The sequence below is a fragment of the Hymenobacter tenuis genome (assembly GCF_054780495.1).
Map to the genome: position 1 here is coordinate 541846 of NZ_BAAGWF010000001.1, position 21381 is coordinate 563226.

The window sequence follows — 21381 nt, forward strand, 5'->3', positions numbered from 1 at the left end:
TCCAGCGGCATGCGTCAGTATCTGCGGCTCTTCTTGTTCGGTACGTTGGCTTTTGCGGTCCTGCTCGCGCTGGGAGTTTTCGTTGTGGATGAGCCGCTAGCTACTATAGTACACCAGCACGGGGCGCTACTCCAGCCTGTAGCTTCCCCTCTTATGCGCGGAGTTGACTGGATGCAGGAGCACTTTTTCTATCATGGGCTGCCGATAGGCTGGCTGGGGTTACTGCTGGCGTTTGTGGTAACGCGCCTGCTCCGGCAGCCGTCCAGTACCGTCTGGTTAGTCTCGTTGCTCACGGTAATAGGCAGCGAAGCGGCGGGCAATCTGCTGAAACTGTTCTTCAACCGCCCCCGGCCGCTGGATGTATGGAGTCAAACGGCTCCGGATGCGGCTTTTTGGCAGCCCATAGGTCGGTTCGATGCCTTTCCGTCGGGCCACACGGCCTGGGTGGCGGGCTTGTTGCTTCCCATTGCGCTGCGGTTTCCAAAACTGCGGCCTGTGCTACTGGTTGTCGTTGGGTTGGTTGCGCTGGGCCGGGTAGCGCTTGGCGTGCACTGGTTCAGTGATGTAGTGGCCGCCGTGTATCTAGCCTTGCTGCTCACCTGTGGTTTCGAAATCGGGACCTGGTGGCTGCGACCTAGGGCTAGCGTTCAGTTGACTCCAGAGGCGCGGCATGCAACCTGAGTACGTATCTTTCGCCTGTTCTACGTTCACGCCCTGACCTTGTGCCCAAACTACCCGTCCACTCAACTCCCGATTCTGGCGCCGCCATACCGCCTCCACCCGTGCTTTCCTCGTGGCGGGCCTGGTACTGGCTGGTACTAGGGGCGTTGGGAGCTGAAATCGTCTTCTTTGTGTACCTCACGCGGTTGTTTGCATGAGTGGACTTGATTGGTTGGTGCTGGCGGGCGCCTTACTGTTTATTGTGGGGTATGGCACCTGGCGCACGCGTCGCGCCGGCGACTCGCTGGATGGCTACCTACTGGGCGGGCGGCAGGCCTCGTGGTGGGGCATTGGCCTCAGCATCATGGCTACCCAGGCCTCGGCCATTACATTTCTGAGTACCCCGGGCCAAGCCTACGATGATGGCATGCGCTTTATTCAGTTCTACTTTGGCCTGCCCGTGGCCATGGTCCTGATTGCCATTTTTGCGGTGCCGCTCTACCACCGCCTGCGCGTGTTTACGGCGTATGAGTACCTAGAAGGCCGCTTTGATCGGCGCACACGCACGTTTACGGCACTGCTGTTCCTAGTGCAGCGCGGGCTTAGTAATGGCCTTTCCTTGTATGCGCCGGCCTTGGTGCTGTCGGCCATCCTAGGCTGGAATATTCACGTGACCGTCTGGCTGATTGGTGGACTGATGATTGCCTATACCGTATCGGGGGGCACGCGGGCCGTTACGGTAACGCAGCAAGGGCAGGTGGCAGTTATTTTCCTGGGCCTGCTGATTGCGGGCTATTTGCTGGTGCATTATCTGCCCGGCGATATGGGCTTTATGGATGCCCTGCGGGTAGCGGGCCATCAGGGCAAGCTCAATCTGGTTGACTTTCACTTCGACCCCAAAGACCGGTATAACTTCTGGTCGGGCATGACGGGCGGCCTGTTCCTAGCCCTCTCGTACTTCGGAACCGACCAAAGCCAAGTGCAGCGCTATCTCGCCGGCCGCGACATAACCGAAAGCCGACTGGGCCTGCTCATGAACGGCTTGCTCAAGATTCCAATGCAGTTCGGGATTCTGCTGCTGGGCGTGCTGCTGTTCGTGTTTTATCAGTTCAACCTGGCCCCGCTTACCTTCAACCGGCCCGTGTATATTCGGGTGGCACACTCGGCGGCCTATGGCCCGGCGCTACGCTCGCTTGAGCGGGAGCACGCTACGTTGTTTGCTGCGCGCAGCAAGGCTACTACCCAGCTCGTGGCTGCTCTCCGGACCGAGGATGCCGCTGCCATTGCCGCCGCCGATACCCATGTACAAGCCACCCAGGCCGCTACCCAAGGCCTGCGCGTAGAAGCGCAAAAGCTCCTAAAAACCGCCTTCCCCACCACCGAAGCCAAGGACACCGACTACGTGTTCCTGACGTTTGTGCTGCAATACCTGCCTAGGGGACTAGTGGGCCTGCTGATTGCGGTGGTGCTGAGTGCAGCCATGGGCTCGGCTGCGGCCGGCCTCAATGCGCTAGCGTCTACTACCATCGTCGACCTGTACAAGCCCCGCCGGCCGGGTCGCTCTGAAACGCATTATGTGGGCGCCTCGCGGCTCGCGGCCGTTTCGTGGGGGGTATTGGGTATTGGCTTTGCTACGTTTGCGGCCCGCCTCGAAAACCTGATTCAGGCCGTAAACATCCTGGGCTCCCTATTCTACGGCACCATTCTCGGTATTTTCATGGTGGCGTTTTTCCTGAAATCAGTAGGCGGCCGAGCCGTGCTGGTAGCGGCTGTATTCGCGCAGATTGTGATTTTAGCGCTGTTTTTCCTGACGGATATTGGCTACCTCTGGTATAACATCATCGGGTGCGCCGTGGTAGTGGCCGGTAGCCTGCTGGGCCAGCAAATCAGAGGCCCGCTACCTGCCCGGGCTGAGTAAGCCGCCAAGCCAGCACTTCCCTAGGGTGTTATAGGTCACCAACCGTTTTTACACACAAGCGCCCCGGACTTCAGATGAAATCCGGGGCGCTTGTGAGCTTAGGCAGGGGTAGTAGCTTACAGCTTGCCTACTTTCTTAGCCTCCATAATCAGGTCTTCGTTCATCTTCACATAGTCGGCATTTTTGGCTTCCAGCGCCAGCTTGCGCGACTGCTCCGCAGCCGTAACGGTGCCTTTGTAATCCTTCATCTTCATGCGGATTTTGGCTTCCGTGTGCACGTTCCAGAACTTAGGGTCTTTCTCGTTGGCCTTCTGCATCCACTCCAGGGCCTGCTTGGCGTCCTTGTTGCTGTCGTAGTAATACACAGCGGCGGCGGCCAGGTCGTTAGCTGAAGGCGTGGCGTTCTTGGTTACTTTCTCCTCAATCTGGGCCATCACTTTGGTTTCCACATCGGAGGCAATCTTAAACTTAACGCCGGTCAGCTCCCACTGCATATCCACATTGGCGGTAGCCGGCGTGAGGTCAGTGAAGTTGATGCTGAAGCTTTCCACCTTGGCGGGCAGCTTGTAGCTTTTCACCGTGAAGCGGGCTACGTCTTCGTCGTCCTTGAAGGCATCGACGTTCGCGCCGGCTTTGGTATTCTTGTTCAGTACCACAATCCACTCCGTTTTATTCGGGATGGTGTAGATGCCGTACTCGCCGGCAGGTACTTTTTTGCCTTCCACCGTCACGTCGTCTGAGAACTTAATGGAGGTAGTGGCATTAGCACCCGTGCGCCACCGCTTGGCAAACGGTACCACCGAGCCAAATGCCGTGCGACCCTTCAGGCTAGGGCGGGAATACACAATTGTTACATCCGTAAGGCCAACGCGCTGCTGAATAGTGCTTTTGGGGCTAGCCGCGGGCGTGTTGATCTGGGCGTGCGCCGAGCCAGCCACTAGCAGGCCGCCAACAAACAGCGTGGTGCCAGCAGCACGGGAAGCAGACTTCAGGAAAGTTGAAGTTATCATGAAACAAAGAAGACAGGTGAGAGAATGTATTACGCTGTAAAAATAGCTAAAACCCGCACATGGCTCAGGAATTTAGCTGAATGCTAACGTGCGGAATTATGCCTTAGCCGTTCAACTGTGGTACCTGCTGGCGGGTGAGCAGCTTTTCAATGTCGGCAGGGGTAGCAGGTGCCTGTAGGCGGCGCAGATCGAGGTAGTAACAAGCCGCCTCGGAGGGGTAAAGCAGCAGCCACTCGGGCCGCACCCACACGGCGCGCCGCAGCTGCGGCCAGCGGCTCGTGAAATTCCCTAGGCTGCTAGTGCCGCGCAACCCCTCTGCCGTCAGTTCGAAATTAATGGGGTGCTGCATGGAGGCGTTCCGAGCGTAGGCGCGGCGTAGCTGGTAGCGCACCAGCCCCGCCCGAAACAGCGCATACGCCACCGCAACGGCCAGAAGTACCAGCGTTGATGGGTTTTGCAGGTTTCCGTGTTGCCACAAATCTAGGCCCACACTCACGGCTAGCAGCAGCACAGCCGCCCCTAGTAGCCATTGGTTGATACGGGTTTTGGGTTGTGCACGCCAGAGCCGGAAGTTCAGTCGCACGTATTCCTCCGCCGACAAGTGTACGCCAGGCAGCCGGAGCGGCAACACGAGCCCGGATAAGTCAGAAGCAGTCATAGTTCCGGCGAAAGTAGCTTACGCCACGGCAACTTCGCGAAGCGGCAGCAGGTGCAGCACGTCTTGTGGGGTAGTAGGGAGCTGAACTTGACGCAAATCCAGGTAGTAGCAGTCTTCCATGGAGGTGTAGAACAGGATCCAGTCCTGTATCTGTTGGACCCGGTAGAAGGACTCCCACCGATAAAATTGTACGCCGTTCTGTGCTTCTACTCGTACTCCCTCCGCTGTGAGCGTAAAGGCAGTTGGCTTGGGCTTGGCGGCATAGGTACGGTAGGCTCGGTGGTATTCCCACCACTGGTACAGGAGGCTAAGGCCGGTAAACAAGGTCGCAACCATCATCCAGCCCAAAAACTTCCCGTTGCCGAAACCATAGCTCAATGCCCCGCCCGCTGTGACAGAAGCCAGCCAGAACTTTACCTTATTTCGAAAGGAATCGGAGGTGTTAGGTCTTCGGTTAGGGTTTGCCGGGTGCCATTTTTCTTGCTGAAGCTGATGAATGGTTTGGTACTCAGAGAAAGTAGGCGCAGTAGCGGGAATAAGGAGTTCAGTCATCGGGAAGTTATTCCTGCTCAGTTATTATGGTAAATCGGTTCACGCCCAACGTCTGTAATTGCTGCAGAAAGGCATAACCACGGATGCTGGTAGCCGCTGGTCGAGCCGCAAACACACAATAGCTCGGTGCCTATGCATGGTAAGTGCGGCCTGATTAGCAGCCTGCAGTAACGTTGCCAACTGGTTGTCAGCAGCAGAGTAAGGAATGCCTTGTGCGAATAACTGCCGCTCCCGTAAGGGCGCGTGTAGCCAAGCTGGAAGTTGCCGCACATTAACGCTTAGGTAAGGTATCTTCTCTAACTCCTGATGTTGCTCAGCTGACAACTGCAGGCTATACCGCTGGGCAAGCAACTCAACAGCTTTGGTTTGCAATTCTGAGGTGCTGGCGTGCATATACAAACGCCTTTGCGCATCCAGTGAGAATGTAAATTGTGTGGGAGGTATTTTCGAGCACACGTTGCTATTGCTAGGCAACTGCACGCGGGGCAACTCGGGTGAAAACCTAGCGGAAGTCAGAAAAAGGGCAGTAAGTAGCAGCAGTACACCGCCCCATACTCCTAGCTCCGGTCTGAGCAACTCAATTCGAGGTAACCTCGCTGTATATCGGTTGCGCATCATAATGATACGGATACTGATTGTTCAATATACATAGCTGAATATAAGAGAATAGAAAAAGGGCGAAGCAGTGCTTCGCCCTTTCAAAGTACACAGAAAACGCTAGGTGTTAGCTCAGCTCAAACTGTAACTTTAGCAGATTAGCGTACAGGCCATTGTCGCTGTGGGCCAGCTCGTCGTGGGTGCCTTGCTCCACAATGCGGCCACCGTCGATGACCAGGATCTTATCGACTTTGCGGATGGTGCTGAGGCGGTGGGCGATGATGATGCTGGTTCGGTCGAGCATGAGCTCATCCATGGCACCCTGCACCAGCTTTTCGCTTTCGCTATCAAGTGAAGACGTGGCCTCATCGAGGATAAGGATGGCCGGATTTTTCAGGATGGCCCGAGCAATGGCAATGCGCTGGCGCTGCCCGCCTGAGAGCTTGATGCCTCGCTCGCCCACCAACGTGTCAAGCCCTTCCGGAAACGACGAAATGAACTGCCAAGCGTTGGCCTTGCGGGCTGCCTGAATGATTTCCTCATCGGAGGCAGTGGTTTTGCCATAGGCAATGTTCTCCCGGATAGAGCCGCCGAATAGGATGGTTTCCTGGGGCACAATGCCAATGTGGCGGCGCAGCTCCGTGAGGTCGTACTCGGTGATTTCGCGTCCGTCAATGGTGATCTGACCGCTGCTCAGGGTATAAAACTGCATCAGCAGCTGCACAATCGTGGATTTGCCTGCGCCCGAGGGGCCTACCAGCGCAATCTTCTCGCCGGCCTGAATGGTGAAGTTGATATCCTTCAGCACGGTTAGGTCGGGGCGGGTGGGATAGCGGAATGCTACGTGCTGGTACTCGATGTCGCCGCGCACCTGAATGGGGGCCGCACCCGCTAGGTGCGTGGGCTCCGTTGGCTCATCCAGAATTTCCAGAATCCGCTCAGAGGCACCTAGCGTACTTTGGATCTTGCCAAACAGCTCGCCCAGGCCCGCCACGGAGGCGCCAATAAAGATGGTGTACAAGGCAAACTGCGTCAGGTCGCCGATGGTCATCTGGCCCGACTGTACCAACGTTGCGGCCCGCCATAACACTAGCACAATGCCACCAAACAAACCAATAATCACGAACGACACAAAGCCGCCCCGGTATAGGTTGCTTTTCAGCGCGGCCCGCACGGTTTTGGTAAGCGAGGTGGTATAGCGCTCCGTTTCAAACTGCTCGTTGGTAAATGCTTTTACCGTGTTGATGCCCTGCAGCGTTTCTTCCACGATGACGTTGGTTTTGGCCAGCTCGTCTTGGGTGGTTTTGGCTAGCACCCTGATTTTCTTGCCGAACACCATGGCCAACACCACAATGGGCGGGAAGGTGAGCAGCATGAACATCGAGAGTTTTACCGACACGATCATGATAAACACGATGCCGGCTACTAGGGTCATCACCTGCCGAAACAGTTCCGCCAGCGTCAGTGAAAACGAATCCTGAATAATGCCGACATCGGACGTGATGCGCGAGGTAATGGCGCCGACCCGGTTTTTCTCGAAGTACGGAATCGGCAGCGAAACAAACTTCTGATACAGCGCCTGCCGAATGTCGCGCACCGTGAACTCGCTGACCTGTGTGAACAGCCAGATACGGCCAAAGGAAAGCAGCCCCTGCGCCAGAATAACGGCAAAAAAGCCAGCCGCAATCTGGTTAATGGTCAGAACGGCGCCGTTGGGCAGTATCACCGGGTGGCCACTAGCCGTATCAGCCAGCTTGCCGATAATCCAGGGGAAGGCCATGGTGGTGGCGCTGGAAAGCGTGAGCAGCACCAGGCCAATAGTAAACTTGGTCCGATAGGGCAGCGTGAAGCGGAAAATCCGCAGACCCCGCCGAAAACTCTCTTTGGTAAGCTTCTTTTTTTCGGGCTCCGGCGCGCTGCCGTTACCACTTGTATTCAGTCCACTTCGGGCCATTAGGGAAATAGAAGTGAGAACTGAGCCGTAAGCTCTGAAACCTGCTCTGGTGCGTTGGAAACGCTCCCGATACAAGTTTCACGGCTTACGGCTCAGTTCTCATGTCTTAACGTATATTACTCAAATTTCGGCTTTCCCTGCTCTACTTTCAAATCCTGGGAATTGCCGAAGGGAATTGGAATGCGGACCTGGGTAGCAATAGGCTGGCCTTTGCGGGTAGCAGGCTTCCAGTTGGGCATCTGACCAAGCACCCGCAAGGCTTCCGTATCGCACTCCGGGGAGAGAGGCTGCACTACCGATGGGTTGGTCAGGTGTCCGTCGGCCTCTACCGTAAACGTCATAACCACCGTGCCGCTGATTTGCTTGACGCTGGCCGCTTCCGGATACTTTAAATTCTGCTCAAAAAAAGAGTTCAACCCCTGGGCACCCCCCGGAAACTGCGGAGGCGCATCAGGGCGGTTAAGCGCGGGCTTGGCCTGCGCCTGCATGCGCCGAGGCTGCAGCTCAATAGGCTGCTTGGCCGTGCCAGTGGCCGGGGAGCCCGAGGTTGTCTGGGCTTGGGTTGCACCTGCCGCGGAAGCGAGCAGCAAAAGTAAGAAGACCTGTTTCATAGGAGATGGTGTTAGAGAGCGTGGGGCCAAGAAGCCTTCTAAACGGACATCTTGTAAGAAAGTAACCAGAAACTACTAGGCCCTGAGGCCGCTTAAAGCGGCGAGGCCTGTGCAACTGCTGGCACCGATACCGGCAAAGGTACGCCTCTCTAAACAACCCCTACGCCACAGGGTTCAATTCGAGGTTGCGCGGACGCGAAATTATCAGCAGGCCCAGGAAGGTAAGTAACCCATTCAGAATCAGAATCTCAAACCCAAACTTATAGCCCCACCAGCTTTCGGAGTTAGAGTTGATAAACCAGGTGAGCAGCGGCGTGACAATGCAGACGGGCAGCACCAGCTTATCGTGCAGGCCGCGGCTAGTGAAAATGCCGAACGAGTACAGCCCTAGCAGCGGCCCATACGTATAGCCCGCCGCCTTAAACACGGAGGTAATCACGCTTTGGTCGTTAATAGCTCTGAATATCAGGATAATAACGATCAGTACAATGGAGAACCCAAAGTGCGTGAGCTGGCGCAAACGCTTCTGCTGGGCCTCCGGATACTGGCCAATCACGAGCATATCTACGCAAAAGGAGGTAGTAAGCGCCGTAAGGGCCGAGTCGGCGGAAGCGTAGGTAACGGCGATGATGCCCAGGATAAACACGATGCCCGCAAACAAGGTGAAGTGGTTGGTGGCCAGCAGCGGAAACACGTTGTCGCCGATGACGGCGCCGGTACTCGGGTTGGTGGGTAGGGTAATGCCCTTGGCAGCTGCAAACTGATACAGCAGCACCCCCAACGACAGGAAGAACACGTTGACCAGCACAATGGCAATGGTAAACCAGAACATGTTTTTCTGGGCGTCCTGCAGGTTGCGGCAGCTCAGGTTCTTCTGCATCAAATCCTGGTCGAGGCCCGTCATAACAATGGTGATGAACGCACCCGAGGCAAACTGCTTCCAGAAGAACTTGTCGTCTTTGGGATCTGAGAAATAGATCTGCGACATGGTGCTTTCCTTCACCGTTTTCACCAGCCCGGCAAACCCCAGGTTTAGCTCATCGGCCATCAGGTAAATGCTCACACCCACGCACACCAGCATGGCCATTGTCTGGAAAGTATCGGTCCAGAGAATGGTTTTAAGGCCGCCACGAAAGGTGTAGAGGTATATCAGGAAGATGCTGACCGTAACGGTTAGGGCAAACGGCACCCCTAGCTGATCAAACACGGCAAACTGCAACACGCCCGCCACCAGAAACAAGCGGAATGCCGCGCCCACGGCCCGGGAAATCAGAAAGAACAGCGCCCCGGTTTTGTAGCTCCAGAACCCGAACCGCTGCTCCAGGTAGGTGTAGATGCTCACGAGACGCATGCGGTAATACAGCGGCATAAGCACGGTTCCAATCACCACATACCCCACAGTGTAGCCCAGTACTACGGCCATGTAGCTCCAGCTCTGGGAGGCCACCATGCCGGGAATGGAGATGAACGTGACGCCCGAAAGCGAGGTGCCAATCATGGCAAACGCCACCATGTACCATGGCGCATTGCGGTTGGCAATGAAAAACGATTCGCTGGTTGCCTTGCGGGAAGTGAGATAGGCAATGATGATCAGCACGACAAAGTAGCCGGCAATCAGACTCAGAACGAGGGTAGGAGACATGGGGTGTTGCCAGGAATGAGTTGCCGGTTGCCAGACAAGTAGAGGCTAGCAGGCCGGGCGGCAGTCGGAAGTATAAAACACCAAAGCTACCAACTAGCCGCCAACAACCGGCATGTGGCTATTAGAAACCCTTTGCCGAAGATTAGCGACCAACTTAGGCCGCCCGCCGCTCACCACAACCGCTACCTGCGGATGGGTTATTCCCACTCGGGCCACCGTAGCACCTCACCTACGGCCGGCGTGTGCAGCTCGCCGCGTAGCATGTGGCCGTGCGCTACCATCTTGAGCTCGCGCAAAGGCTCCGAGGCTGGCTCGTCCGATAAATCGAAGGTGCCGTAGTGCATGGGCACGACGTGGCCGGCCCGCAGCAGGTTCACGGCTTTGGCCGCCTCATGCGGGTTCACGTGGCTCATCTGCATCATGTAGGGCGGCTTGTAGGCACCAATGGGCATCAGGGCAATATCTAGGGGGCCAAACTGCTTCTCAATTTCCTCGAAGTGGCTGTGCATGGAGGTGTCGCCGGCGAAGTAGATGGTGCGGCCATCAGTAGTCCGGATCAGGAAACTGCCCCACAATACTTGGTTCAGGTCAGCGAGGCCGCGGCGGTGCCAATGGGAGGCGGGCAAATAAAACAGCTCGAAGGCCGCGTCGGGACCCAAATCGAACTGCTGCCACCAGCCGGCCTCCTGCACCGGCAGCGCCGGGGCCATACCTCGTACCAAGCCAGCCATGCCCAGCGGCCCAAACGCACGCATCTGCGGATTTTGCTGGGCCAGTAGCTTCACTGATTTCTCATCCAGATGGTCGCGGTGGCCGTGGCTAAGTAGCAGCAGGTCGACGTTCTGGAGGTCATCGGGCCGGCAGGGTAGGGCATGGCGGCGGCGCAACCCAAGGGAGGAAAACAGCAAGGGGTCGAAGAGGATGGTGGTGCCGGCCACGCGCAACAGAAAGGTGGCATGCCCCAGCCACACGAGGCCTTCTTCCTGGCTTTTCAGGAAGGCAGTGCAGTCTACCACTTCTGGTACCCACGTATCGGCCTTCTTTTCCTCCTTCTGCGGATTTTTGCTCAGCTGCCACTTAAGTACAGTGTTGAAGCTAGGCTCATATAATTCCTCGCCGTTGCAATACTGGCGCCCAATCATCTTGTTGCCCGGATAGTTGGGCTTGATAGTGTTCAGCTGCGGGTTGCGAACGAAGCGGGGAGCAGAAGCCATGCGGCGCGGATCAGAAGTAAACAGGTACGAAATCAAAGAAACAATAAAACCTGCGCATTGGCTACGTCGCAAAAAGCCCTCCGGCCGCAGCAACTGCACCAAAAAGGTGTTCGTTGCTGCGGTCGGAGGGCTTTTTGCTAGCTAGTGGTTTAACCCAAACTGTAGGCTAGTAGCCGAAGGGCATGCCGGGCCCATAGAGCGGGGTGTAGGCACCAGGGTAGGCACTAGCCCCGTTACTGACCCGAACTCCGCCTGATACCGAGAAGTTTTCGGTGATGTGGTAGTCGGCGCGCAGGTTCACGCCGGAGCCCATGTTACCGCCGAAGCCGGCGTAGGGGTTTACCTGCAAACCAGAGGTAGGCGTGAGGTCTTTCCAGGCAGAGCCCGTGAGCAGTAGGCGCGGCGAAAGGGCATACTGGCCGCCGCCCTGAATGAGGTACCGGTTGGTGCCTGAGGTTGCCACGCGGCCTGCTTCACCGGCTGGCGCATAGCCAAGGCCGGGCATGGTACGCAGATACGTAACGCCGCCAAATACTGAAAAGCGCTGCGTAAGTGGCACTGATACGGTAGGGCTAAGGTAGCTAGCTGAACCATATCGGCCCGCAAACATGGCCCCCGCGTTGAGGCTATACGAAGGCCGGAACCCTAGGCGTAACTTGGGCTGGGGCTCTACTTGAGCCTGGGCCGCTACGCCCATCAGCAAGCCGGAGGTCAGAAGAAAAACAAATCGAAGCATAGAGGAGACTGCCGCGGCAGTTAGTAAACCTGTCGCCTAAGGTACGAAACGCCCGGCAAGCCGCTTGCGTGCCCGACCCAGGAAAAACAGACAACTTCACGGCAAGGTTATACCAGAGTCTATGTCCGAATTCCAAACGTATCAGCGCTTTCCGAATGTAGAGGTAGCGCAGCCGCTGCTGCAACTTTTGCACGAGCATGGTATCGAGTATGAAACCAAGCTCGATCAGCCCCGCATCGACCCCAGTTTTGCGTTTAACCCCACGAACTCTTATTTTCTAGTGAAGCTGCGGCCCGCCGACTTTGAGGCCGCACGGGCCCTAGAGCGCACCACCGACGAGCAACTCAGCGCCGACGCCCCCACCGACCACTATCTGTTTAGTTTCTCAGATGATGAGCTGCTGGATATTCTGCTGAAAGCCGATGAGTGGAGCAGCTTTGATGTGGCCCTGGCACGCCGCATTTTGCACCAGCGCGGTCAAGAGGTAAGCCCGGCCCTCACGGAGCGGCTCCGCCACCAGCGCCTCACCGACTTAGCTCAACCCGAACCCAGCCAGAAAGCCTGGATTTTCTTTGGCTACGCTATGGCCTTGCTGGGTGGGCTGGTGGCCGTGTTTATTGGCTGGCACCTGTATTCGCACAAAAAGCAGCTCCCCAATGGGCAGCAGGTGCAGGCCTTTCGGCCCCAGGATCGTGCCCATGGTCTGCGCATTTTGGTGCTTGGTGGCATATGCTTTGTGCTGCTACTGGCGTTGCGGTTTTACGCGGAAGAATAAGTACTAGCCCTAAAAACGCACCAAACCCGCCAAGCAGCTGTGCCAACGGTTCAGGGTTGGGAGCTGCCTAGCGGGTTTGGTGCAGATAATAAAGGAGACGTTACTTGGCTTTGCTGCCTAGCCACTCAGCCCGGAATTTCTTCTGTGCTTTGGTTAGGGGGCGCTCGGCTTTTTCATACGGCACCACTTCCAGGTCTGAGTTTTCCTGGAGCGTAACGGGCACCGTCCGTACGCCGTCTCGGGCCTTCACTTCTACCTGAATTACGTCGCCGGGCTTGTGGGCTGCCAGGAATTTTTGCACTTCCTTTGCATTGATGGGCTTTTTACCATCCATCTTCAGCACCACATCTTCGCGGTCGAGGCCAGCTTGGTAGAAGGGGCTTTCAAGCAAAGTGGAGCCTAGTGTGGCAGTGCTATCGGGGTTGAACTGCAGACGGGCCTCCAAGGTAGCCTGGCCGGCATGGGCCCGGCGTACCAGCAAACCGGCGGGTGCCAGCAGTTGCTCATAGTTGTGCAGCTCATGGCCCGTGATGTGCTGGCGGAAGAACTGACCGGCAAAGGCTGTATCCTTGGCTACCTCGCCCAGCACGCGTTGCAGGTCCAGGAGCGTGTAGGGCTTGGCCGGAGCATAGCCCTGCTGCTGGCCGTGCTGCTTCCAAAGGGTGCGCATGTAGGTATCGAGGTCGGTTTTATAGCGCTGCCGCAGCAGCAGATCAAGCGCCAACGCATTGCCCGCCCCGATGTAGTAATAGCTCAGGTAGGTATTCGAGCGGTTGTTGGGGTCGATGGCGGCGGCGGCATCCACGAAGGGGGCCTGCTGGCTCATATGCACCGGCGAGTAACGCTTGGGGCCGGGCATGGTGAGCATGGCATCTACGATACCACTCAAGGCTTCCTGGCCATACTGCTCATCGGTGTAGGCGCCAGCGCGGCGTAGTAGCAGCTCGCCGTAGTACTGCGTGAAGCCTTCCGCAAACCACAGGTTGCTGCTCATGTTGGCCCGCTGAAAATCAAACGGCTCGAGGTCCTGCGGGCGCAGGCGCTCCACATTCCAGCTGTGGAAAAACTCGTGCGATACGGTGCCCAGATTATCGAGGGCGCCGGGGCCGCGCAGGGGGCGGTTGCTGGTGAGGCTGGTGGAATTGCGGTGCTCCATGCCGTCGCCGCTGGTTTGGGGCAGGTAGTTGGCAACGAAGGTGTAACGCCCGAAGTCGTAGTCGGGCAGTCCGCCGAAAATGGCGGCGGCTTCTTTTACTACTTTCTTGGTTTGCTCGGTGTAGGCATCTAGCTCAGCGGGCGTGCCATCGTGCAGCACCTGTAGCTCAATGGTTTTGCCTTGCTCTTTCCAGGTTCGGACCTGCTGCGGGCCTAGGGAAGTAGGCGAGTCCATGAGGTACTGCAGGTGCGGGGCGTGCCAAGTGGTGCCGTTGGCATCGGGGCGGAGCTGCGAGGCTACTGTCCAGCCCTGCGGTAGCGCAAACTGTACCTCAGCAGGGCGTTGCTCCAGGCCTTGGGCGTAGGCCATGGTAGCGGGCATGTTGAGGTGGGCATGGCGACTATCAATGCCGGCGTAGGTGCCATCGGTCCGGTCGCCGAACAGGGTGTACGTGAATATCACGGTGCCATCGTGGCCCGCCACGGCCCAGCCGTAGGGGTCGGGCTTGGTGACGGTCAGCTGCTTGCCTTTCGAGTCGGTGGCTTGCACGTCGTACACGTTCTTGGCAAACTCATGCAGGGCGTAGCGGCCGGGCGAGGAGCGTGCCATGCGCACCTGCAGTGGGCTGGCCGGCAGCTCCCGGAACGTGGCGGTAATGCGCGCCTCATGGTGCAGGGCATTCGGGAAAGCGAGGCTGTATTGCACTGGTGCCTGGGCCTGCACCTGAGCCGGCCGGCTCAGTGCCAAAGGAAGTGCCAGCAGCAGGAGCGCAGCAGATTTCCGCATCATCATACGCAAAGAAATAGGGGAGAGAAGGAAAGGAACTGCTAACCTAACAGGAGTTGGCAGAGCAAACCAATAGTTGCGCTGGAATAAAGCCGGTTTAGGGCTCGAAAGCACCTAGTCTTGCGCTGAAGCGCTGGAGTAGCTTTCAGATGAAACCAGCCGCCATACCGTTGCCTCCACCATGTTCCGGAAGAAGGAGCCTGCGGGGTGCGGCTGCAGGCCGAGGCGCGCCAGCTCGGCTTCAATAGGCGGCCGTTGGCGGGCACTAATGCCGGTAGTAAGGCCAAAAAAACCGTACATCAGCCCGAGCAAACCACGGTGCCACCAGGTGCGTGGCGCCGCAAAATCGGCTAGCAGCCAGGTGCCCTGAGGAGCTAAGGCTGCCCGCAGCTGAGTTGCCATACTACGCAACCGCACAGGCTCAAATAAGTCCAGAAAGAAAAAGGTCAGCACGGCATCAAACTCTTCATCAAAGGACAACGCAGCTTCCGTTCCCAGCCGAAACTCTACTTGCGCGGCGTGCTGCGGCAGGTGCTCCTGAAGCCATTGGCGGCTGCGGGCCAGCATTTGGGGGGAGGCTTCGAGGTACAGCACCGTAGCCGCCGGCCGGCGACTGAACACTTCGCCCAGCACCCAGCCCGTGCCGCCCCCAATGATGAGGATGTGCGGGTTGCCGGAAGGTAGTCCTGCGTCCAGGGCAGCCTGCTGCGCCTGCTGGAGCGCCCGGCCGTACACCAGGCGAGCCAGCGGATCGTAGAACGCTGCTACCACATCAAAGCCAGAATCAGGAAGGGCAGGCATGCAGCAACATACTAGGTCAGAAAAGGGGCCAAAAGTGCGGCGAGGAAGGGCGGTAAAGGTAGCGGGAAGGGAAGTTCAGGCCGTTGCTGTGCCTTGCAGCCATTTCTGCCGTATAGATTCGTTATGACAAACCATCTGCGCCGGCTGCTGGCCGGGTTTCTGCTGTTTGCAACGGAGTTTGCCATCACCCTGTTTCTCGGGGCGCTGGGCGTTATTGCCTTTCTGGCGCTGGGACGCGAAGTGTTTGACCAGGATGCGGCCACCTTTGATGCCAATGCCTTTCGCTGGTCGAGGCAGCTACTGGGGGCCGAGCGGCAACAGTGGGTGGAAATGGTCACGTTTCTGGCCTCGCGCAATTTCATTACGGCGGCGGGGCTACTGCTGGTCGGGTGGTTTTTGTTTATGCGCCGGCACCGGTGGTACTCCCTCCTGATACCAGTAGTTGCCCTGGGCAGCATCACTCTGAATGTAGCGCTAAAGCAGGTGTATAACCGGCCCCGGCCGCTGCTGCCGCTTACCTCCGCTACGGGCTTGAGCTTCCCGAGCGGGCACGCCATGATATCGGCCTCCTTCTACGGACTGCTTATGTACCTCGTCTGGACGCACGTGCGCCGGCCGGCTCTGCGCTACCCATTGGTAAGCGTGCTGGTACTTCTGATTCTGCTTATTGGCCTAACGCGGGTGTACCTGCGGGTGCACTACGCTACCGATGTGCTGGCCGGCTTTGCCGCGGGCGTTAGTTGGTTGCTGATTGCTATTCCGATGCTGAAACACATAGAAATACTGGTAAAAAAACGCTTTAAAAACGAGATGCAATCAGCTGAAAAACAGCCTACATAGCGCAGAATCGTACTATTTTCGAAATTATTTTATGACTTTTTTTAAGTCAAAGCTTGACACAGGTCGAAAAAGCCTTCTATCTTTGCAGCATCAAACGGCCCCGCAAGGCAGCCCGCTGATAAAAAGTGCTGCGCTTGTGGCGAAATTGGTAGACGCGCTGTCTTCAGGCGGCAGTTCCGAAAGGTGTGAGAGTTCGAGTCTCTCCGAGCGCACGAAAGCCGATCCAGAAATGGATCGGCTTTTTTCGTTTATACTTGTTTCCCTAGGTTGTCTGAGAAAGCAAAGTCCTAGTGGTCAGCTATAGGCCGGGTTCTGGGTTTACGTGGATAACTAACCTAGTAGCTGTGGATAAGCAGCCACTAATTTGAGGCAGCAGAACAGTCTAGGTAAGCAAACCTGACGAATCCACGTAAAAACCGGCATATCCCTTCACTGATTGCGTGCTTCCATGAAGTCGTTCACCGCTCGTTTGCTGGCCTTGCTGAGTTTGCTTACCGTAGAGGCCGCGGTAGCCGTGGGCGTATTCCTGACCTCAGCGCTGCTGTTTTTTTATCTCACGCGGGTAGTATTTGGGGCGCGCTCCGTGGAGTTTGATGCTTGGGCGTTCCAGCAGATGGATGGGATACGCACCTCGTGGCCAACCCTAACTAGCTTCGTGCATGGCCTTACGTTTTTTGCGTCGTTCCCTTTTCTCGTCACTACAGGGCTAGTACTGCCGGTACTGCTGCGGTGGCGCGGATTTAAGCGTGAGGCGCTGGAGGTGTTGCTGGCCGTAGGTGGGGCCTCCTTGCTCAACCAAGTGCTCAAGGTGCATTTTCAGCGTGCCCGTCCTTCTACGGCCTTGGTTTTACAATCGGGCCTGAGCTTTCCGAGCGGCCATGCCATGATTGGGGTGGCCTTGTATGGGTGCCTGGCGTGGCTGCTGTGGCGTCACCGCCACCATCCGGTGTGGGCCGCGCTGCTCCTCTTGTTTGCCCTGCTCATTGGCCTGACACGGGTGTACCTACACGTGCATTACATCACCGATGTGCTGGCCGGCTTCGCTATTGGGCTGGTTTGGCTGATTCTGGTGAGAGCAGGTTTGCACCTGTGGTGGCGGGAGAGAAAAGAACTGATAGAGGCCTAAAAGGCAGCTGTTCTGCTGGATCTTCTAAGCCTCTATCAGAGGCGCAACTACATGCCTATAGTTGCTTACAATTTCACCTTCACCCGTAGCGCCAACAGACCTTTCACACCCTGTAGCTCTTCCAGCTCCAGCTCCTCAATGTCGGGCAGAAGTAGGCCGCGGTCTTGCAGGTAATCGATGTACTCGATGTACTCATCGGCTTCGCGCTGCTGCGAGTACACAAGGGCAATGTGGTCGGGTTGGGTTAGCCGCTCACCGGTGCCTAGTACCGTGGCCTTATCGATGCGCTTTTTAATGATTTCGTAGCGAATGTTATAGGCGCCATCCACATCAAACTGGCGCTCATCCTGCCGAAACCGAATGCTCAGGGGCTGGCTATGAATCAGGATAAGCTGCGTGATTTCGAGCGGCACGGGCAGTGTAGGCTTCAGGGCTGCCGTGCGACGCGTGATTTCCACCATCACCAGCAATTGCCACAACCGCAGGTTTTTCAGGAAAACCAGGTCAAACGGCTTGTTTTCCACCAGCGAAGCACCCACGTAAATGTTGTGCTCTACGCCATCGGTCTTGAACCGCTGGAAGTAGTGCGGAAACATGTCCTGGGCCTTGGCATCTTCCTCATCTAGGTAGCTACTGACGGCATCATTAAGGATGGTGGTAGTTTCCTCGAAGGCCTTGCGACGCTTATACAGAATGCCCAGCTCCGGATCGATGTTGGCCCAATACTGGCTGATGATGGGCCGCAGCTCCGGCGTGTTCTGGCTCAGGTACTCAAACAGCGGCTCCACCTCCGTCCGCAACGACTCAAAAATGCTCACTTCATCGCCCGTCAGGATGCCCTGGCGCAGGCGGCGCAGGTTTTTATTCACGTAGAACTTCAGCTCATCCAGAATGGGCAGCTGCTGAAACTCGGAGGCCCGCCGCAGCACTTTGCCTGCTAGGGTCAAGTGTTCAATCAAGTCGCCCTGAATGGCCTCATTGCGCGCCGTGCTGCTCGCCCGGATATCACTGGAGCCATGAAGCGGGTACACATCATGAAACACAATGTCTTCCATTTCGGCGCTTTTGTTGCCGTCTTCCAGCTTTTGCAGCAAGTTTTGGGCCGCATCTGTAAAGCGCCACTCCATGGTGGGGTGAATAGCTGTAAACTTCTCTTTAATAATAGCTTGCACCCGCGTCTGGATGTCCTCAGCGTTGCGCTTTACCGCTACCGCAAACAAAGGCACAAACTGGTTTACGTTTTCAAGGCTGAACTCATTCAGGTCGCCCACATTCGGTGAGCCCAGCTCCAGAAGGCCCACAATATCGTCGCCGTACGGCAGCAGGGCCAGAATAGCAGAGCGGATGCCTAGGCTTAGAATTTGCTCGCGCAGGTCTTCCGGAATGTCGGCTTTCTCCACGTCTTCCAGCACCAGTGGCTGCCGGTTATCCCACAGGCGGTTGTAAATCTGGCGGAAACCAGAGCTGGCATCGGGGTTGTGCAGCTGTTTGGTCAGGAAGCTGTGGTTGATTTTGCGGCCGAAGTCAACGAAGGCCTTTTTCTTCTCATCGAATGCCGCAATGCCCAATTGCAGAAACGGCCGCCCAAACAGCACGCGCAGCTTTTCCTGAATCTGCTCCAGGCGGTCGGAAGCCTGCAGCACGTCGCGCTCCAACAGATCGTACTTCAGCTCCGACAGAATTTCCTGCTCCGTGACATCAACCAAGTGTAGAATGTTAAAGCCTTCAAGCTCAAAGTGATGCGGAGGCAGCAATTGCTGCCACAAATCGGCGCGGTGCGGATTGCGAGCCAGCAAGTCAAGCTGCTCGGGCGTAAGTTCGGGCTTGTCCCCGTGCACTTTTATTTCTACAAAAGTGGAGTTAAACTCCACGCCGTAGTGCCGGTACAGGCCAATGCTATAATCCGGAACGGTGAAAATGATATTGCCCTGCAGCGGCAGCCGCACGTCATAAATCTGCTCCAGAATCAGTTGGTACGCCATGCGGGTGGTGTACATATCCAACGTCCGCATGGTGATATTCAGGGGCTGCTTTATGGATTTAGACGCGTTGAGCAGCACCTCCGCAAAGCGAGGCGTATGATAAAAGCTGTGACGCTCGAAAGGAGCAATGGCCCCGGAAATATCGGTGGGGAAGGAGGCCGGCGGGAATACGGCCAGCATCAGGGTTTCTACTAGGTCGCAGTGGCACTCCAGCAAGTTCAGGTCGGTGATGGGGCCGCGCACCCAGTCGGCGGCGGCAATCTGCTCGCCAACAGAACGCGAAAGCAGCGCAATTCCGGCATTCAAGGATACTTCCCCCGCCTTCCAGTACGCAATTAGCGGCTCTAGGCTAAGCGTGGTTTTAAACGGAAACGTGGGCGAAACAAGGGGAGTAGGTTCTTTCAGCATAACATCAAAATACTACCCCCACACAACACACCAACCGTGCAGCAAGAGTAGGCAGACAACTACTATACGGCCATCAAGGGCATCCGGACGTACCCGAAAGCCATAGGCTGTTGCGTATAACAGCAGGGTGCCTAACTTGTGTTCCGGCGGGTTATTTTCTGGTTAGTACAATCGGTACCAATTTATTCGTTTGAGCCGGATCAGTGAGGTTAAGGACTTTGGACTGTAAGTTTTGCGTGATGAAGGCCTGCTTGTTGGTGTTGCGGAAACAGGAGCAGCAGCCGTCGCCTTCGTAGGTGGTAGCCAGCTGCACACTGTCAATCGTATAGGTGAAAGTAGGGGTAGCGCTGCGTGTGGGAGCCAGGTACAGCACATAGCTGTATTGGGTAAGCTTATTGCCGGATGCCAGTGCAAAAGGCGTGGCATTGTTGATGATAACCTGCTGCGAAAAAGCCTTGCTGCGGCTGCGCGTCACGAGTACCGTATCGGCCCTAGGAACCTGTAATGGGTCGCGGGGTATGCGTACCAAAAACACATTCTTTATACTATCTGAAGCAAATCCATTTGCAGTAGCCGAATCGGTGGGGCTGAACTGAAACCCGATGGCATCGGCGTACGCGTCGTCGCACTCACAGGCTACGGAGCCGCAGCAGGCCGCCAGCAGTACGGTGGTAGTCAGAACAGAAAGCCAGGTCAGGAAGGAGCGTACCATAGAGCGTAAAGATAATAAGCTGCCTACAGCCGGAACGTAAAAGTAACGTACGGGCCACCAGCAAAAACCGAAAAAACCGGCCCGCCAAAGCAGACCGGTTTTCATAACGCTTTACTAGCCCTGTTTAGTAGCTAAACCGGCTAGGGGCTATTCCTTCACAAAGCGCCGGGTTTCGGAGCCCGCGCGGGTCGTGATTTTGAAATAGTAGGTTCCGGCCGGCAGGTCGGCTACGTTTGCCGTGAGCGTGTGCATGCCTTTTTCCTTTTTGGCTTCCTGCGCCACGGTGCGCAGCGTGTTGCCACGACCGTCTAGCAGCTCAACCGTCACGGGGCCGGCCTTTTTCACCTCATACTCCACCTGGTTAGTCGAGACGGAAGGGTTGGGGTACACGCCTGCTTTGGTTGCCTCGGTGGCGGCTTGTGACTGCGCAGGCGCGTTGGGGTCGAGGAGCAGGAATGTGGCGGGCTGGAAATAGCGGCGGGGCCCGCCTATGTGCTTTTTGCCGTTCCGGCGGCCAGCTTTTTCGGGTTGGGCAGGGGTAGCAGTGCGGGCCAGAATAACTTTGGTATCGGCCGTCCATTTCTCTTTCTGCGGCTGCACTTCCTGGGCAAGTTTGGCAATGTCGCCTTCGTATTTCTGCGCCAGCAAGCTCACGTTCTGCAAAATGGCTTTGGTTTCAGAGCGTTGCTGCTGAAGCTGCTGCTTTTGGGCCTCCGTTAAAGCAGGGCGCTTGCCCTCGGTGGGAGTAGCGGCGGCCCGGAAGCTTTGGCGCAGAGCTTTTTCCTTCTGGCGGCTTTCGCGCAGCTGCGCCCGATACAAGGCAAGTTGGGCTTTATCAGAAGTAGAAAGTTGGGCTTCCAGTTTCTGGCGCTGCTGGCGCACTACGGGCAGCACGTTTTGCTGGTAGTAAGTGCGCAGCTCGGTGCGGGCTGGCGAGTTGTGCCGGGCCTTCGTATTTTGGGCGTGCACGGCCGGGCCGGCCAGCAACAGAAAAAAGGCGAGGGTGAGCGTACTGGCTTTCATGAACAAGGTAAGGCTAACAGAAAATGAGAAGGGATATCCGGATGTATTGGCATAGATGAGGCCAGCCGGCGTGGGTTTAATCAGGTCCCAGAAAAAAGCAGTAATCCGGCTCGTAGCCCATTAAAAACACTAGGCCAACTAGGCCCGCAAACCGTCCTGAATTAGTTTTTACCCGGGCTGATTTCTATAGCTCTAGGCACCGGTCATGGTTCAGATACGC

At 56.7% G+C, this 21381-nt stretch carries 18 protein-coding genes and 1 tRNA gene; 6 read left to right on the top strand and 13 right to left on the bottom strand.

Annotated features, from left to right (window positions below):
• Positions 1–9 precede the first annotated feature (9 nt).
• Together ACYVGU_RS02410 and ACYVGU_RS02415 are read left to right on the top strand one after the other, a co-directional pair.
• Complete coding sequence (locus tag ACYVGU_RS02410) at positions 10–681, top strand: phosphatase PAP2 family protein (protein WP_460620753.1); 672 nt, start codon at positions 10–12, stop codon at positions 679–681.
• A 193-nt stretch (positions 682–874) separates the two neighbouring features.
• The gene (locus ACYVGU_RS02415; RefSeq protein WP_460620754.1) at positions 875–2578 is read left to right on the top strand and encodes a sodium:solute symporter family protein; all 1704 of its coding nucleotides are present in this window, start codon (positions 875–877) and stop codon (positions 2576–2578) included.
• Between the two features lie 116 nt (positions 2579–2694).
• On the opposite strand, the gene ACYVGU_RS02420 is transcribed toward ACYVGU_RS02415, so the two are convergent.
• The 8 genes from ACYVGU_RS02420 to ACYVGU_RS02455 all read right to left on the bottom strand — a co-directional run bounded on the left by ACYVGU_RS02420 (position 2695) and on the right by ACYVGU_RS02455 (position 11552).
• Complete coding sequence (locus ACYVGU_RS02420; protein WP_460620755.1) at positions 2695–3588, bottom strand: DUF2911 domain-containing protein; 894 nt, start codon at positions 3586–3588, stop codon at positions 2695–2697.
• Positions 3589–3691: 103 nt separating this feature from the next.
• A complete protein-coding gene (locus ACYVGU_RS02425; protein WP_460620756.1) occupies positions 3692–4246 on the bottom strand; it encodes a hypothetical protein in 555 nt (184 codons plus the stop codon).
• Positions 4247–4264: 18 nt separating this feature from the next.
• Positions 4265–4798, bottom strand: a complete 534-nt coding sequence (locus ACYVGU_RS02430; protein WP_460620757.1) for a YcxB family protein — start codon at positions 4796–4798, stop codon at positions 4265–4267.
• Between the two features lie 724 nt (positions 4799–5522).
• The gene (locus tag ACYVGU_RS02435; RefSeq protein WP_460620758.1) at positions 5523–7349 is read right to left on the bottom strand and encodes an ABC transporter ATP-binding protein; all 1827 of its coding nucleotides are present in this window, start codon (positions 7347–7349) and stop codon (positions 5523–5525) included.
• 116 nt (positions 7350–7465) lie between these two features.
• Positions 7466–7960 carry an energy transducer TonB gene (locus ACYVGU_RS02440; RefSeq protein ID WP_460620759.1) on the bottom strand — a complete coding sequence of 165 codons (495 nt, stop codon included), beginning with the start codon at positions 7958–7960 and terminating at the stop codon, positions 7466–7468.
• Between the two features lie 160 nt (positions 7961–8120).
• Complete coding sequence (locus ACYVGU_RS02445) at positions 8121–9602, bottom strand: sodium:solute symporter (protein ID WP_460612647.1); 1482 nt, start codon at positions 9600–9602, stop codon at positions 8121–8123.
• Between the two features lie 197 nt (positions 9603–9799).
• Positions 9800–10816 carry an MBL fold metallo-hydrolase gene (locus tag ACYVGU_RS02450; RefSeq protein WP_460620760.1) on the bottom strand — a complete coding sequence of 339 codons (1017 nt, stop codon included), beginning with the start codon at positions 10814–10816 and terminating at the stop codon, positions 9800–9802.
• 166 nt (positions 10817–10982) lie between these two features.
• Positions 10983–11552 (bottom strand): hypothetical protein, encoded by a 570-nt coding sequence (locus tag ACYVGU_RS02455; protein ID WP_460620761.1) that lies wholly within the window; start codon positions 11550–11552, stop codon positions 10983–10985.
• A 121-nt stretch (positions 11553–11673) separates the two neighbouring features.
• Here ACYVGU_RS02455 and ACYVGU_RS02460 point away from each other — a divergent pair, with 121 nt between their 5' ends.
• Positions 11674–12327, top strand: a complete 654-nt coding sequence (locus ACYVGU_RS02460; protein WP_460620762.1) for a hypothetical protein — start codon at positions 11674–11676, stop codon at positions 12325–12327.
• Positions 12328–12427: 100 nt separating this feature from the next.
• Here ACYVGU_RS02460 and ACYVGU_RS02465 read toward each other — a convergent pair whose 3' ends face one another.
• Positions 12428–14275: a M61 family metallopeptidase gene (locus tag ACYVGU_RS02465; RefSeq protein WP_460620763.1), complete on the bottom strand. Its 1848-nt coding sequence runs from the start codon at positions 14273–14275 to the stop codon at positions 12428–12430.
• Positions 14276–14383: 108 nt separating this feature from the next.
• Entirely contained in the window at positions 14384–15070 is a 687-nt protein-coding gene (locus ACYVGU_RS02470) for a class I SAM-dependent methyltransferase (RefSeq protein WP_460620764.1), read from the bottom strand.
• A 123-nt stretch (positions 15071–15193) separates the two neighbouring features.
• Here ACYVGU_RS02470 and ACYVGU_RS02475 point away from each other — a divergent pair, with 123 nt between their 5' ends.
• From ACYVGU_RS02475 to ACYVGU_RS02485, 3 genes are all read left to right on the top strand, one after another.
• Positions 15194–15910, top strand: coding sequence for a phosphatase PAP2 family protein (locus tag ACYVGU_RS02475; RefSeq protein ID WP_460620765.1), 717 nt, complete (start codon positions 15194–15196; stop codon positions 15908–15910).
• A 130-nt stretch (positions 15911–16040) separates the two neighbouring features.
• A tRNA-Leu gene (locus ACYVGU_RS02480) sits at positions 16041–16122 on the top strand.
• A gap of 236 nt (positions 16123–16358) precedes the next feature.
• Positions 16359–17036, top strand: a complete 678-nt coding sequence (locus tag ACYVGU_RS02485; protein ID WP_460620766.1) for a phosphatase PAP2 family protein — start codon at positions 16359–16361, stop codon at positions 17034–17036.
• 65 nt (positions 17037–17101) lie between these two features.
• Here ACYVGU_RS02485 and ACYVGU_RS02490 read toward each other — a convergent pair whose 3' ends face one another.
• From ACYVGU_RS02490 to ACYVGU_RS02500, 3 genes are all read right to left on the bottom strand, one after another.
• The gene (locus tag ACYVGU_RS02490) at positions 17102–19426 is read right to left on the bottom strand and encodes a GAF domain-containing protein (protein ID WP_460612639.1); all 2325 of its coding nucleotides are present in this window, start codon (positions 19424–19426) and stop codon (positions 17102–17104) included.
• 151 nt (positions 19427–19577) lie between these two features.
• Complete coding sequence (locus ACYVGU_RS02495) at positions 19578–20138, bottom strand: hypothetical protein (protein WP_460620767.1); 561 nt, start codon at positions 20136–20138, stop codon at positions 19578–19580.
• A 147-nt stretch (positions 20139–20285) separates the two neighbouring features.
• Complete coding sequence (locus ACYVGU_RS02500; protein ID WP_460620768.1) at positions 20286–21161, bottom strand: T9SS type A sorting domain-containing protein; 876 nt, start codon at positions 21159–21161, stop codon at positions 20286–20288.
• Between the last annotated feature and the right edge of the window lie 220 nt (positions 21162–21381).